Below are 14,152 nucleotides of genomic sequence, written 5' to 3'. Positions count from 1 at the left end.
GCACTAACGTGGAGTTCGCCGAGTTCCAAGGTCTCGTCGACGCCTTGCTGGCCGAACACGCCAGCAAGGGATTTCCGCCGGAGATCCGCATCCTTGACGAGGTGCGGGCCGACGACGCCGACATCGAGGCCGTGGAGACGCAACTCGGTGCCCGGCTGCCCGAGAAGTACAAGCAGGTGCTGACGACGTACGGCGGTGGCATGTTCGGCTTCGTCGATCTGCTGCCGGTCCGTTCGCCGAAGGACGGCGAGAGTGACGTCCTGACGGAGAACACGGGCGAGTTCGCGGTCGCGGGCTTCGTGCAGGTCGCGCCGGTGGGCAGCGGTGACATGTGGGGCTTCGCGGTGCACGACGGTGTGTGCGCCGAGGCCGTGAGCATGTGGTTCCACGACACGGGCGAGATCCAGTTCGAGTCCGGCGATTTCCTGGAATTCATGGCGACACGAGGTGTTCGGGCCCGCTGATCAGCGTGTGGGGCCGCCGAGGGTGGCGGCCCCACACTTGCGGCCGCCGGTGTACGGGACGGTACATTTCATTTCGAGGTGAGGTCGGCGGGAATCGTTCCCGGCGGCCCGAGGACGATGTCGCCAAGTTCGGCGGACACGTCGGCGAACGGTTCTGGTTCGAAGTCCGTTCCGGCGTTCTCGGGGATGCCGGAACGCATGATGAGCTCGGCGAATCCGGCCGGAGAGGAGACCTGCAGCGCGCGGCAGCCGGTCGGCCCGGTCATCAGGGCGTGAGGCGTTCCCATGGGTACGGCGAGGAAGTCGCCGGATCGAAGAGTCAGCACGTCGTCGCCGGCCCACACGTGCAGCGTCCCCTCGACGACCCAGAACCGCTCGTCGTATCGGGTGTGCACGTGCAGTGGCGTCCGGCTCCCGGCGGTTTGGTAGGTGTCCGTGACGTCGTGCCTTCCCCCGGTCTCGTCGCCGGAGGTCAGGACCGTAGTGAAAATCGAATCCCGCAGCCGGAAGGCGCGGAATCTCGGACGTTCCGAAGTGGAACTCATGCGTGAACCCCATACCCGTTTGGCTTTAACGTTGAAGTCATGCTAGATCGGATGACTACAACGATCAACCCATGAGTTAGGTTGGCGACATGGCAGACGAGTCCGAGTCGGGATGGCTCGACGAGAACGAACTCTTGGCCTGGCACGCTCTGGCCACTCTGCTCATGCGGCTCCCCGGCACGCTCGACGCGCAGCTGCAGCGTGACGCCGGCATCAACTTCTTCGAGTACCTCGTGCTGTCCAAGCTGTCGATGGCGCCCGACCTCACGATGCGTTTGAGTCAGCTCGCGGGCGCCGCCCACGGTTCCCTGTCCCGGCTGTCGCAGGGTGTCGCCCGTCTGGAGAAGTGCGGCTGGGTCCGGCGTTTCCCCGATCCATCGGATGGGCGATACACGTTGGCGACGCTCACCGTTGCGGGCCGGGACAAGGTGGCCGACACCGCGCCCGGACACGCCCAGGCTGTCCGGAAGCATGTGATCAGCCCTCTGACGACTGCCCAGCAGAGGCACTTGCGCGTCATCAGCAAGCGGATCACTGACACGATCAACTGATGTGACTTGTGTTCGAAGGAACCACCGTGGTCAGTTTTCCGGCGTCACGGTGGCCTTCAGGAGGGCTCCGGCCAGCTCATCCGGGTGGGTCAGCAGGGCCTCGTGCGTGCCGGGCACCATCACCGGCTCCACGCCGAGCCGGGACGCCAACTCGGAACCCGGGGCGGCCAACGCGATGTCCCGTTCGGCCAGCAGGTAGGTCATCGGAACGCCCAGCGTACGAAGGTCTTCGCCCTCCCACGCATCGAGAACGTAGCCGCCGGGCTGAGGCGTCAACTGCTCGAAAACCATCCTCTGCAACATCGCCGGCTCGTTCTGCATCAGCCGCGCGCTCAACGTCTCAAAATACGAACTTTGCAGCGCTCGTTCGCCACCACCGCTGAGCCGCTGAGCGCCTACATTCGGCGCCGCCGCCTGGAGGAGGCCACCCGCTTGCTGCTCGCCACTCCTTCGACGACGATCTCGGAGGCGGCCGCCCGTTGGCACTTCACCGACAGCAGCCATTTCGTCCGAACCTTCAGGAAACAGTACGACTGCACCCCGTCGGACTACATCCACCGGCGTCGCAGTCCCGGAGAGTAAGACCCTGGTAATGACTGTCGCGGGATTCAGTGTTTGCCGGCGCGGTCCTGGTATTCCTTGCGGGCGGTGAGGACGTCCTCGATGTGCTGCACCGACCACTCCGTAAGGGCCTTCAGCGGACCTCGCAGCGTCTGCCCGAGCGGCGTCAACGCGTACTCCACACGGATCGGCGCCTCCGGGTACACCGTTCGCAGAACCAGTCCGTCGCGTTCGAGCGTCCGCAGAGTTTGGGTGAGCATTTTCTCGCTCACGCCCGCGAGCTGGTGCCGCAGTTCGGTGAACCGGCACGCCCCGTGCCGGCCGAGCTCGCCGATCACGAGCACCGCCCACTTGCTGCCGATCTGGTCGAGCACGTCACGTGAGGGGCAGCCCCGCGAGTATGGGTCCCACGTCGGTATGGGTTCGATCACATCGTCGACGGTCGCCACGGAGCTCACCTCGATACTTTCGTCGGGGTGGCCACCTTACCTCGAAGTCAGTACTTACCGAAAGAGAGTGACCAGGTAATCATGGGTTTCGTGCCGCGGGAGGTCCGCGGCAGGAAGCGGGATTCCCATGTCGATCGTTGTTACCGCGGCCTCCTCGCATCTGGGCCGGCACGCTGTCGAAGCGCTGCTGGCGCGTGGAGTGCCTGCCTCCGGCATCGTCGCGACCAGCCGTGACGTCAGCAGGATCAAGGACTTCGCCGACCGTGGTGTCGTGGTGCGCCGGGCCGACTTCGCGGAGCCGGACAGCCTCCCCGCGGCGTTCGAGGGCGTGGAGAAGCTCCTGCTGATATCGACCACGGACGTGGACGAGCGCGTCGCCAATCACCGGCGCGCCATCGATGCCGCGGTGGCGGCAGGCGCGTCGCTGGTCGCGTACACGAGCATGCTGCATGCGGACACGGCCACCTCGGTCCTCGGGGTAACCCACTACGCCACCGAGCAGGACCTGCGCGACCGCGTCCCCAGCGTGATGCTGCGCAACGGCTGGTACCTGGAGAACTACACCGGACAACTCTCGCAGGTGCTGCGCGGCGGAGCCCTGGCCGGGGCGACCGGACAGGGAAGGATCAGCGCCGCGACCCGCGCCGACTACGCCGACGCCGCCGCGGTCGTGCTGACCACCGACGGCCATGCCGGCCGGGCGTACGAACTGGGTGGGGACGAGGCGTTCACCCTGGCCGAACTGGCCGCGACGATCTCGGCCGTCACCGGGACGCAGATCGCCCACGTCGACCTGACGGCCGAAGCGTTCACCCAAGTACTGACCGACGCCGGCCTACCCGCCGAGCTGGCTCACGTCCTCGTCGACGCCGACCTCGCCATGGGCCGCGGCGAGTTGTTCACCGACACCGGCGACCTGCGGCGCCTGATCGGGCGGCCGACCGTGCGCCAAGCCGAAGCGATCTCCGCCGCGCTGAACTGACCGGCCCTCCCGAACCGTCCAGATCATCTTCCCTCCCGGTCAAGCCGCCGGGGAAAGGCCTTCACGATGTCCATCCGTACGATCGCGCACGCCCTCGTCACTTTCACCGCGACGTCCGCCACCCTAGCGGCCATCACACTTCCCGCCACCGCCGCGCCGTCGCATCGCCATCAGGCGGCCGGCTACGCGATCACGGTCGACGGCAGCCGCGCCTTCGCAGAGAGCATCGCGGCCGACCGCCACTACGTCTACACCACCAGCATCGCCGACGGCACTGTTTACCGCGGGCACCCCGGGGCGAGAACGCTCGAACCCTTCCTGCCGGGCGGCCAGGACAACCGCACCCAGGCCACCGGGATCAAGATCGCCGGCAACCGCCTCCTGGTGGCCGGCGCCTTCACCGGACGCTTCTTCGTATACACCAGCACCGGGAGGTTGGTTGCCTCCTACACCGCCCCCGACACCGGCGAGCCGACCCTCGTCAACGACGCGACCGTCACCCCCGCCGGGGACGTCTACGTCACCGACTCCTTCCGCGCCGTCGTCTACCGGATCCCGGCCGCCGAGGTGAACGCCCCCGCCGACGGCGCCCACCGGACTCTGCGCGTCGCCTACCGACTCCCGGACTACGCGGCCGGCCAGTCCAACGGCAACGGCATCGTCGCCACCCCCGACGGCAAGTCGCTGATCATCGGCTACTACTACAGCGGCGCGCTCTACCGGCTCACCCTCGCCACCGGCGAGACCCGCAAGATCGCGGCACCGGCCCTGCCCAGCGCCGACGGGATCGCACGGCAAGGAAACACCCTCTACATCGCCCGTGCCGTGAACAACCAGGTCGACACCGTACGGCTGTCCGACGACGCCACCCGGGCGGCCGTCGTCGCCACCCGCACCTACCCCGGGGCCGACACCACCACCGGCGTCGCCGTCAGCGGGAACCGACTACTGGTGACCAACTCCCAGATGGACACCTACCTGTACGGCGATCCCCAGACCAGCCCGCTCTTCACCGTCGAAAGCCTCCCGTTGGGTTGACGCTTGGGGCCCCGAAGGTCCGGTTCTCCCCAGCCGAGAAGGAGGACAGCGCCCCGGCCGTCGAGCTCGGCCGATGAAGCCCTGACGACGACCACCCACGTCCCCGCCGAGCAGACGCTCGTCGAGGACCGGGGCGTTTCGTCGTCAGCCTTGCAACCTGGCGACCGCGACCGCGTAGCCGCTGAGGACGAAGGTGTCGCTGGTGGCCCGTTCCTCGCGGATGGCGCCGCCGGCGGACCGCTGATCCACGATCCGGACGAGGGCCCGGCGCAGGCCGTCGATCTGGACGGTCACGGCGGTGTTCGTCTTGTTGATCATCAGCACCTTGCGGTGGCCCCGGTCGCGGACGGCGAGGGCCCAGCGCGTGCCTGCTTGCGGCTGGTCCGGGATCTCGATGAGTTCGCAGCCGGGCCGGATCTCAGCCAGGACCAGTTGCAGCACGTGGTAGCGGGCGTTGGGGGCACCAGTCGTCCAATCCACCATCGTGACCGACGGGTACTGTCCCGGATGGCCCACCAACTGGCTCTCGCCGACGATGTCGATGCCCATCAGCGCGAGCCGGGCGAACACGTAGGCGTAGATGCCGGCGGAGAAGTTCCAGTAGGCGTCCGGGATCGGCGCGGGATCGGGCTGGGTGGACGACTGCGGCAGGATCGTTCCGACCTCGTTGACGGTAGTGCGCACCGTTGGCGCCATGCTCCGGCGGATCTCTTCGATCTGTGCGACGGTCGCGACGAAACGTTCGGCCTGCGAGAAACCGTCCGGACCCATCTGATCCACGGTGTCCGCCGGGTTGGGCTGGGCGTAGAAGTGATAGCTGATGAGATCGAGCGGGACGCCCGGCCGGTGGTTGTCCGGGTTGAGGAAATACCGGTAGTAGTCGAGATTCGACGCGTTGCCGAGCGACAGCCCGACGAACTTGGTGTGCGGAGACACCTCGCGGATGCCGGTGACGATCGCGTCGTACAGCGCGGTGTAGAGCTGCGGGCTGATCGCGTGTTCGAAGTCGATCTCGTTGAGCACTTCCCAATAGGGCAAAGGGTAGTGGTGATGGGAACGGTGAAACTTGCCGTACTCGTCGGTGAAGCCACCGGCGGTGTACCAGGCGACGAGGCGCTTGAAGTAGTCGGCGACGACCTCGACCGGAACGGCGAGCCGGGAGCCCGCCGAATAGCCGAAGTCCGCCTGGTTGGGATCGTCCGGATAGGCGACCGGGGGCGCCCAACGCGACAGGTCGCCGGAGAAGTCGTCGGCGAGCAGGGTGGCACCGGTGGCCGTCGTCACGGCCACGTTGTCGAAGATGGCTGATTCCGTGTCGAACTCGCGGAACCCGACGGTCCCCGAGGCGTACGTCTCGTCATGGACCGTGAGGACCTCTTTGCCGTCCACAGTGACCGTCAGGTCCGCGCCGGTCACCGTCGTCCGCACGTGGTACGTGCGCCCGCCTTCGACCGCGAAGGGCAGCGGGGTGGGCCGGACGGTGACCGCCTGGCCGCCGCTGAGCACCACGAAGACGATGTACCCGGTCGCCGCGGGGGTGGCGTAGGGGAAGTTGGAGAGCAGGACGGCGTAGCCGTTGTCCTGGTCCCGCATGCGCACGAGCCATCCCGCTTGCGCATAGGGCGGCGTTTCCCGTGGTCCGGTCGCCAGCGGCGTGACGTCGACGGCGAAGGTGTAGTCGGTCCAGTCCTTTCCGCTCGCGGCGAGGGCGTTGTCGCCGCCGGCGACGTGCAGTGCCCCGTCGCGGATGGTCCACGGGGTGGGCTGCCACATCCATTGCGGAATCGTGCTGAAGTTCAGCATCGGCTGCTTGCCCCTGGTCGCCTGCACGAAGTCTTCGACGAGCGGGTCGATCAGGGAGAAGTCCCAGCTGGTCCGTCCGCCGGACGGGGGCTCGAGCTCGGCCACGCCGAGCCTGGGGTACGGGAACCACGGTACGAAGCGCACGTACCTGGTGGTGAGGTCGCGAAGCGCTTGATAGGCGCGCTCGACGATCGGGGATCCGCGCCGGACCAGAGGGTTCACCACCACCTGCAGCGTGGGTGTCGTCTCGGAGACCACGCCGGCGGCCTGCCAGTCGACCGTCAACAGGACGCCGGCATCGGCGGCGCGGGCGGGCGTCCCCGGCAGCAGGGGAGAGGCGGCGGCCGCGGCGCCGGCCGCGCCGAGCGACTTCAGGACGGCCCGGCGGGGCGGTCGCGGGGGATCGGCATTGGGCTCTGATGGTCGCGTCACAGTGACTCCCATCGGGTCGCGCCTCCTGAGCGGCACGGCGGCACGGGAGACGAAGGCTGCGCCAACTGAATCGTTTCAAATCATTGAAAGTTGACGTTACTAATCAGTTTCGGACGTGTCAAGCCTGAGGGCCGTGCCGCGGTCGGGTTGGCCGATCGGCCGGGTGCGCGGCTGGCGGCCGGTCTTGGCCTCGAAGCGTGAGCTCAGCCGGCAGTCTGGGCGAGGAGGTCTCGGAGTAGCGCCTCCCCCTGGGGCCATGGGCCGAAGCCGGCTTCGGGGTTGACATGGCCGGCGTTGCCGAGGTCCACGAACCGTGCACCCCACTGTTTGGCCAGCTGGCAGGACCAGTCGAGCTGTGCCCATCTGTCGTCGCTGCTGGCCGCTAGGACTGCCGGGAACGGCAGGGGGTCTGCCGTGGGCGGGCCGAAGCCGCCGATCGGCGCACCCTGGGAGGCCGAGTGGGCGATATCGGGTGGCGCCACCAACAGCGCCGCACGGACCTGGGCGTCGTGTTGGTGAGCCCAGTGGGCCACGGTGTGACAACCGAGGCTGTGTGCGACCAACACGACCGGGCCTGTGGCCCGCTGAACTGTCTCGTGCAATGTGCCGACCCACTCATCTCGGTCCGGCCGCTCCCAGTCCCGCTGCTCGACCCGAACGGCACCACGCCGGTCCCGGAGCCAATAGGACTGCCAGTGATCACGCCCGGAACCACCCAGGCCCGGCACGACGATCATGTTCTCCACAACGGAACGATAGCCGCTGCCGGGGGCCGCTCGACGTAGCGGGAGCGCATCCGGGAGATGCTTACCGTCCCACCAACCGCGCCAACTCGACTGAACGTGGCCCGTGGACCTCGTCAGCGGACGCGGCCCACGCACCCGCCCGCGCCACCGAGAGTCTCCGGCGAGCGGAGCAGCCTGACACTGCTCCCGCAGCCATAACCTGACGCGTGGGGTCAGGCCACTACGACCTCCGATAAGGACATGCTCCAGCTCCACCGCCAGGACAAGCGTCCCGAATTCCCACGCAAGACAGGTTCTGCCGGACGCATTGCTCGTCCAGAAGGGTTTGCTACAACCGCGACGCGGCGATCAGCTCGGCGAGGGCCGCGTCCTGCGCCAGGTAGTGGCGGTCGACCGGGTAGGTGGCCGCCGCCGAGAAAGCCGCGTAGTACGCATCGGAAGCGGTGTCCGGTGCGTAGACCCCGCTCGCTGCGGCCACGGCGGCGGCATGCGCGACTGCCCCGGACGCTGCAGCGACCCGGGCGGCGGCGGCCGCCCGCTCCGCGACCATTGCGGTGGCGAAACCTCTTGCGACGTTGTGCACCTCCGCGTAGGCCGACGTAAGCGCTGCGGCCGCGTCGATGGCGTCCGCGGCGACGGCGGCCGCGTGGGCGGCCCCCGCCGCGGCGGACGCCCAAGACGCCGCATCCCCGTCGGCGGCACAGGACGCGGCCATGGCGGCGGCGACGGCACGCCCGCCGTCGGGTCCGAGCGCCGCCTCGGAGGCGATCACGGCCCCGGCGGCATGGCGGGCTTCGAGCAGGTCGTCCGTCTTGAGCGAGCCGTCGAGGAACTCCTCGGTGGCCTCGACACACTGCAAGACCCGAGGGTCCAGCGGCCGACGTTTCCCGATGTAGGCGAGGCTGCTTCGCGCGCAGCCGACGGCGAAGCGCCGCAGGACGACGGCCGGGATCTCCTCGACGAGTCGCATCTCGCTCGCAGCGAACTTGTTCTCCTGGTGGTCGATGTCGCCGCGAGCCTCCGCGAGGAACCATCGCCGTCCATACACGTTCCGGACAGAGTCCCGGGGCCTCGCGGACGCGTGCAGTCCGAGGGAACAGCACGCGATGGCGCCGCGCACCGCGTTCCACTCGCCGACACGCCAGGACATCGTTCCGTTCGCCGAGGTCAGATTGTCCTCGACGAACCGGTAGCACTCGATCATCGGTACAGCTCCTCTACAACGGGGGGTTACCAGGCGACGGCATGCGGTGCGGCCCGAGGATGGCGGCGTCGTGCTGCTGGGCGCCCCTCTCGGCCGGCATCCCGATTCGCCGGACGCATCGCGTTCACCTTCGGCCACCGTGAACTGGCATTGGTGAGGCGCCGATACTGCGGTGGTCGGGATCGTCCGTGGCGTCGAAGCCGCGGTCGAGCTGCCGCTCGGTGGAGCGCCGGCCGGATGCGGATGAGTCGTCCGGATGGCCCGGCCGGCTCCGGTCGTGGCTGAACAGGGATCCGCCTACTCTCGCTAAGAGACAATGGTCTCTTATTGAGAGTAGGCATGCAGGTTAAGAGACGCAAGTCCCCTAAAAAGCATGTCGCCGCGGTGGTCGTGGTGTTCATCGCGTTGCAGGCCACCAACAGCGCCACCGTCTCGGGGTGGCCGCCGGCCTGCACGCCAACACCCGCCGGCTGGGCGCCATCGCCGCCGGCCCGCTGATCGGCCTCGGCTCGGCGACCCGGCTCGCCTACGGCGGGGTGTTCGCCGCCAGCGCGCTGATCACCGTGGCTGCGCCGGCCGGTCTGCGCCTTGTGCCCACCGGACGACGAGGCCGTAATCGCTGCGTGGTTCAGTCTTTCTCGGCCTCGAGGAGGACGGCGAACGGTCGGTCGAGATGGTCTCGCCACCACTGCGGGTCCGGGTGGTCGTGGCCCTCCGGCGAAAGTTCGGGCATGACCCAGCGAATCCGGCTGAAACCAGCGGCGGTGAGTGCCTGCTCGATCGCCGTCCGGCTCCAGTAGTAGACGGTGAAGTGGGGGCTTTGGAGGCCAGGCACGCTGATCCGGAAGGTGAACGCCTGGCCGTCCTCGAGCGGGCCGTCGACCGGGATCTGGAAGTCCGCCCCGTACTTGAGGTAATAGTCGGGAACCAGCGAGAGATCGGGGTTGAGCTGGTACGTGACAAACCGGCCGCCGGGGCGCAGGCTCCGGCTGATGTTCACGCACATGTCCTCGAGGTGCTCCATCGACGTGCTGTAGTGCAGCAGGTAAACCCCGAGAGCGCCGTCGAAACGGCCGATCCCGCCCAGGCCGCCGACATCCGCGACCTGGTACTCCGCACCGGTCAGACGCTCCTCTTCGGCGAGCTGAGCCACGCGGATCATCTCCGGCGACAGGTCGATGCCGAGCGCCCGGCCGGCGCCACGACGACGCAACTCCCGGGTGTACGCCCCGGTTCCGCAAGCAAGATCCAGCCACGCCTCGCCGGTCACCTCGCCAAGCAATTTCAAGATGGAGTGGGCTTCGACGTAGGTGCGAAGCGGCACCAGCTCGAACGTCTTGTCGTATTGGTCGGCGAAGGCGTCGTACTCGGCCATTCCTGCTCCTCGCATGCGTGTCCAACGGCGGATCGACGAATCCGGGCGCACCGGCCGGACGGCGATTCGTGGCCCGAACGGCTGTGCGCCGCCGTCGGGGCGAGCTTAAGGCGGCTCTGTCCACAGAGCAGTCACCGACTACCGGATTCTGCCCTTATGGACGCCGTTCGGAACGGCCGAGCAACCGGAGCCGTCTCGGCTCAGTAACGAAAGTCGCGGTCACACCGGGCGGGGCACGCGGCCCGGGCCGGTGGTCACACGATGGCCGCTCGCAGCCGGCCGGCCGGCCACGGCGCCAGCTGACGATCATCAGGGCGGCGATGACGATGAACGGCACCGAGCAGATGGCCCGGCTGAACACGGGCGGCGGGCCCTGGAGGCCGGTGAGGGTGCCGCTACCGCGCTCCCTGGTCGCGTGGCCAACACGTCGGATAAGGTCGTAGGCCTTATGTTCCTCGAACTGGATGAGGCCGGTCATAGCGCGCCGTCCTTGCCCTCGATGCACAGTTACATTCTGGACTGCGCTTCGGCCGGCCACCGTCGCTGGGCGCTCTTAAATGTGAGCCTCGGCAGCGCGGCGCATTCTTTCTCGACGTCGGCCCTTCCCAACTGCCTCGCTTCGAGCATCGGCCAGGAACCTGAAGGGACCGAAAGCGGAGAGGCAATGGTATGAGCAACCGAGAGAGAACCCCGTGAGTGCGGAGCGAGCGAACGCCGAGACCGCCGCCGTGCCGACGCCGGAAATCCCGGGCGGATATCCGGACCTCACCGCGTCGCAGCTGGACATCATCCGTGCGCGTTCCACGGAGGCGGTCGTCGAGCCGGGCGCGTCGCTGGCCAACGCCGGGGATGTCGACTTTGACTTCATCCTGGTCGAGGCGGGTGAATTGGAAGTCGTGCGGTTCGCGGCGTTCGGGTTGCCGGAGCAGGTCATAGCGATCTTCGGCCCGGGCTCGTTCCTGGGCGAGCTGGACATGCTGACCGGGCAGGCCGCCATGTTCTCAGCGCGTATGCCGGCCGGCGGCGTGATCCGACGGATGCGACGTCCGGCCTTCCGGCAGCTCATGTCCGAGGCGCCGGAACTGTCCGACGTCATCCTCAAAGCGTTCATGGCGAGGCGTGAGTACCTGCGTACGAGCGAAGCGGCGCAAAGCATCCAGATCATCGGCGGCGAACTCTCGGGCGACACTCTGGGGCTCCGCAACTGGGCCACGCGCCTGAGCATGCCGCACACCTGGCTCGACGTCGAAACCGACGACGGGTTCCGGATCCTGAAGTCTTTCGGGCTCGACGTCACAGACCTCCCGGTCGTGATCACCCCGACCGCGGTCCTCCGTAACGCGACCCCGAGCGTACTGGCGGACGGGCTCGGGCTCGCGTACCGCTCCGTACCAGGGAAGGTTTACGACGTTGTTGTCGTCGGTGGTGGACCCGCCGGACTGGCGACTGCCGTCTACGGTGCTTCTGCTTCATAGGCGCTGTACCCGCGACGTCTTGGCTCGAGGGCGTCCTCCTTGACCGAAGCGGCTTCATCCTTACCGACACCGATCTACCGGAGACGCAAACGCGCGACTCGTTCGGGCTGCTCGGCCGTCAGCCGCTGGCGTACGAGACCAGCATGCCAGGACTCTTCGCCGTCGGGGATGTGCGTCACGGCTCGATGAAGCGGATCGCAGCCGCCGTAGGTGAAGGTTCGAGCGCGATCCGCTCGGTCCATCAGGCGATCGGGAAGTAGCGACAGATCTGCGGCAGGAGCCCTTTTGGCCAGGTACAGCACGGCGTATGGGCGAGGGTTGCGCGGAGCAGTCGCTGTCCGCGGTACCCCGCCGCGCCGGTGAGGTCGTGAGGCTCGAGTACCGTGACGTGCCGTGATCGAGTCCGAGACTGAGGTCAGCGAAGATCTGGTCCGCGACTTGCTGCGGGAGCAGCATCCGGACCTGGCCGATCTGCCCATCCGCGAGGTGGCGGGCGGCTGGGGAAACCAGATGTGGCGCCTCGGGGACGACTTGGCCGTCCGGGTGCAGCGGATGGACACGAGCCCCGATCTGCAGCTCAAGGAGCGTCGCTGGCTGCCACTGCTGGCCCCACGCCTGCCGCTTCCGATCCCGGCTCCGGTGCGCAGCGGTACGCCTTCCGAGCGCTTCCCCAAGATGTGGACGGTCATGACATGGGTGGAAGGCACGCCCCTGGACCAAGCCACGATCGCCCGCGGTGACCACGCGGCTGACACGTTGGCGGCGTTCCTCAAAGCGCTGCACGTGGAGGCGCCCGCCGATGCACCGGGCGCCTCGGAGCTCGGCCTCCACCCCAAGGACTCCAAGGACGGGTTCGAGCGCTTCGTGGAGGCCGTGGACCTCGGCGACTTCGGCTTCGCTGAGGGCGACATCCGGGCCCTGTGGGACGACGCGGCGGCGACCCCCGAGTGGCCGGGACCACGGGTATGGGTGCACGGTGACCTGCATCCCGCGAACGTCGTCGTCGCCGACGGCACGCTGGCGGGCATCGTCGACTTCGGCGCGCTCTTCGCCGGTGATCCGGCCTGGGACCTCGGGGCCGCGTGGCTGCTGCTGCCCGAGGGAGGCGCCGCGCGGTTTTTCGACAGCTACGCCCAGGTGGACGAGGTGACGTTCCGCCGGGCACGCGGGCTGGCCGCCATGAAGTGCCTGTTCCTGATGCTGATGGGCCAGAACGGGGACCGCGGCCTGCCCGGCGGGAAGCCGAACTGGGGGCCCGCCGGCCGGTCGGCACTCGATCGTGTCCTGACGGGCCTCTGACGTCGGCCCTGCGCTGCCGCTGCCGTGAGCGGAGAAGTTGTCGGGCATGGCGGGCTTCGCCCCGGCCGGGACGGCGAAACCTGCTCGCGTTCGCAATTCTCAGCCCAGGGCGGTGGTCGCATAGAGGCGCCAGTCGGCAAGCGCGGCGCGGCGATGGGGCTCGGCGGTTGTCTGGTACCCGGGGTCGTTGACGAGGCGCTGGAACGAGCTGATGCTGGGGTAGCGGGCGACGCCTACGGCATCCCAGCTGTCATCGACTGGTCCGACGACGCGAGCGATGACGATGCCGGCGAAGACGAGTTCCGAGCCTCCGTAGGGCTGCACGGCAGTGTTGAAGGCCGGCAGGTAGCGGGTGAGGTAGGCGTCCTGGCCGCTACAGGGCTCCTCGTCGCTGGTGCTCGTGTATTGCGCCTGGGGGTGGAATCGCAGCAGGTTGAGCATGAACAGCGGAGTGTCGGCGGGGAAGGCCGCAGCGGCCGCCTCGAGGTCGTCGGGGTTGATTTGAGTGCTTGACATCGTGGTTCTCCTGGTGGGTCAAGGGATCGAGGTCGGACTGATTGCGCGCTCGCGACTGCAGGCGCCCGACATGGGCTCAGCGGGCCATGGTCAGCACATCGTGGACCAGACGTCGTGCGTACTCGTGGTCGACTGGTAATGCGAAGACGACGTGGTGGTACAGCGGCGCGATGACGTGGTCGAGGATCTGCGGGACTGTCGGTGTCGCCTCCCCGCGTTCGCGGGCCCGGTGGACCATCTTGGACGCCTGCTCGCGCCGTGTCTCCGTGACCGGGCAGCCCGAAACGATATCGACGCGGGCCGACACCATCGCGCGCAGATAGCGGACCCGCTCGGGACGGGTGATGTCGCGAGCGATGATGTTCGCCCACTGCGTCAGGTCTTGCTCGAGTGATCCGGTGTCGGGTAACGACTCACCGTCTCGCGTCAGGGCGGCGACCGCGACTTCCTCGAGGAGCGCGTTGACGTCGTCCCAGCGCCGGTACAGCGTCGTCGGGTTGACCCCGGCCCGCTCGGCGATGACCGGAAAGCTGATCCTGTCGGCACCTTCGCCTACGAGCTCACCGACCGCCGTGTAGATCGCGGTCAGCACTCGACCGCTGCGTCCTCCGGGGCGGCTTGCGCTTGCTCGGTCAGACACATCACAACCGTACGCAGAGATCTTTGCTTTAACAAGATTCTGCCCTACGGTGGCTAAAGCAAAGATCACTGC

16 protein-coding genes are annotated in these 14,152 nt (G+C 67.9%); 7 read left to right on the top strand and 9 right to left on the bottom strand.

The genetic code is table 11. The features are described from left to right. The first annotated feature begins 8 nt into the window (after positions 1–8). Complete coding sequence (locus AB0M54_RS29555) at positions 9–464, top strand: SMI1/KNR4 family protein (RefSeq protein ID WP_364474861.1); 456 nt, start codon at positions 9–11, stop codon at positions 462–464. Positions 465–532: 68 nt separating this feature from the next. On the opposite strand, the gene AB0M54_RS29550 is transcribed toward AB0M54_RS29555, so the two are convergent. After that, positions 533–1,009, bottom strand: a complete 477-nt coding sequence (locus tag AB0M54_RS29550) for a cupin domain-containing protein (RefSeq protein ID WP_364324169.1) — start codon at positions 1,007–1,009, stop codon at positions 533–535. Between the two features lie 89 nt (positions 1,010–1,098). On the opposite strand from AB0M54_RS29550, the gene AB0M54_RS29545 reads away from it, so the two are divergent. After that, positions 1,099–1,560 carry a MarR family transcriptional regulator gene (locus tag AB0M54_RS29545; RefSeq protein ID WP_364324171.1) on the top strand — a complete coding sequence of 154 codons (462 nt, stop codon included), beginning with the start codon at positions 1,099–1,101 and terminating at the stop codon, positions 1,558–1,560. 30 nt (positions 1,561–1,590) lie between these two features. Here the strand turns inward: AB0M54_RS29545 and AB0M54_RS29540 are convergent, their stop codons facing one another. After that, entirely contained in the window at positions 1,591–1,896 is a 306-nt protein-coding gene (locus AB0M54_RS29540; protein WP_364475027.1) for a hypothetical protein, read from the bottom strand. Between AB0M54_RS29540 and AB0M54_RS29535 the strand changes: the two genes are divergently transcribed. Then, positions 1,804–2,142, top strand: a complete 339-nt coding sequence (locus tag AB0M54_RS29535; RefSeq protein WP_364475010.1) for a helix-turn-helix transcriptional regulator — start codon at positions 1,804–1,806, stop codon at positions 2,140–2,142. The two genes, AB0M54_RS29540 and AB0M54_RS29535, sit on opposite strands and share 93 nt — an antisense overlap. 26 nt (positions 2,143–2,168) lie before the next feature. On the opposite strand, the gene AB0M54_RS29530 is transcribed toward AB0M54_RS29535, so the two are convergent. Continuing rightward, positions 2,169–2,570, bottom strand: a complete 402-nt coding sequence (locus tag AB0M54_RS29530; RefSeq protein ID WP_364474859.1) for a helix-turn-helix domain-containing protein — start codon at positions 2,568–2,570, stop codon at positions 2,169–2,171. Between the two features lie 127 nt (positions 2,571–2,697). Here AB0M54_RS29530 and AB0M54_RS29525 point away from each other — a divergent pair, with 127 nt between their 5' ends. Both AB0M54_RS29525 and AB0M54_RS29520 read left to right on the top strand, forming a co-directional pair. Further along, entirely contained in the window at positions 2,698–3,552 is an 855-nt protein-coding gene (locus AB0M54_RS29525; protein WP_364474858.1) for an NmrA family NAD(P)-binding protein, read from the top strand. A gap of 66 nt (positions 3,553–3,618) precedes the next feature. Continuing rightward, on the top strand, positions 3,619–4,590 hold the full coding sequence (locus AB0M54_RS29520) for a hypothetical protein (RefSeq protein ID WP_364474856.1): 972 nt from the start codon (positions 3,619–3,621) through the stop codon (positions 4,588–4,590). A gap of 144 nt (positions 4,591–4,734) precedes the next feature. On the opposite strand, the gene AB0M54_RS29515 is transcribed toward AB0M54_RS29520, so the two are convergent. The 4 genes from AB0M54_RS29515 to AB0M54_RS29500 all read right to left on the bottom strand — a co-directional run bounded on the left by AB0M54_RS29515 (position 4,735) and on the right by AB0M54_RS29500 (position 10,150). Beyond that, entirely contained in the window at positions 4,735–6,825 is a 2,091-nt protein-coding gene (locus tag AB0M54_RS29515; RefSeq protein ID WP_364474854.1) for a family 16 glycoside hydrolase, read from the bottom strand. 203 nt (positions 6,826–7,028) lie between these two features. Then, entirely contained in the window at positions 7,029–7,562 is a 534-nt protein-coding gene (locus AB0M54_RS29510; protein WP_364324240.1) for an alpha/beta hydrolase, read from the bottom strand. 337 nt (positions 7,563–7,899) lie between these two features. Next, on the bottom strand, positions 7,900–8,775 hold the full coding sequence (locus AB0M54_RS29505) for a hypothetical protein (RefSeq protein ID WP_364324182.1): 876 nt from the start codon (positions 8,773–8,775) through the stop codon (positions 7,900–7,902). Between the two features lie 628 nt (positions 8,776–9,403). Further along, a complete protein-coding gene (locus AB0M54_RS29500; protein ID WP_364474852.1) occupies positions 9,404–10,150 on the bottom strand; it encodes a methyltransferase domain-containing protein in 747 nt (248 codons plus the stop codon). A gap of 692 nt (positions 10,151–10,842) precedes the next feature. On the opposite strand from AB0M54_RS29500, the gene AB0M54_RS29495 reads away from it, so the two are divergent. Further along, complete coding sequence (locus AB0M54_RS29495) at positions 10,843–11,625, top strand: cyclic nucleotide-binding domain-containing protein (RefSeq protein ID WP_364474851.1); 783 nt, start codon at positions 10,843–10,845, stop codon at positions 11,623–11,625. 393 nt (positions 11,626–12,018) lie between these two features. Next, positions 12,019–12,924, top strand: a complete 906-nt coding sequence (locus AB0M54_RS29490) for a phosphotransferase (RefSeq protein WP_364474850.1) — start codon at positions 12,019–12,021, stop codon at positions 12,922–12,924. Between the two features lie 99 nt (positions 12,925–13,023). On the opposite strand, the gene AB0M54_RS29485 is transcribed toward AB0M54_RS29490, so the two are convergent. Further along, positions 13,024–13,440: a hypothetical protein gene (locus AB0M54_RS29485; protein WP_364474848.1), complete on the bottom strand. Its 417-nt coding sequence runs from the start codon at positions 13,438–13,440 to the stop codon at positions 13,024–13,026. A 76-nt stretch (positions 13,441–13,516) separates the two neighbouring features. Continuing rightward, entirely contained in the window at positions 13,517–14,032 is a 516-nt protein-coding gene (locus tag AB0M54_RS29480; protein WP_364324194.1) for a TetR/AcrR family transcriptional regulator, read from the bottom strand. Positions 14,033–14,152 lie beyond the last annotated feature (120 nt).

The organism is Actinoplanes sp. NPDC051470 (assembly GCF_040682035.1).
Taxonomy (GTDB): Bacteria; Actinomycetota; Actinomycetes; order Mycobacteriales; family Micromonosporaceae; genus Actinoplanes.
Note: the sequence above shows the minus strand (reverse complement) of the source record. Positions and strands in the feature narration are given on the sequence as shown.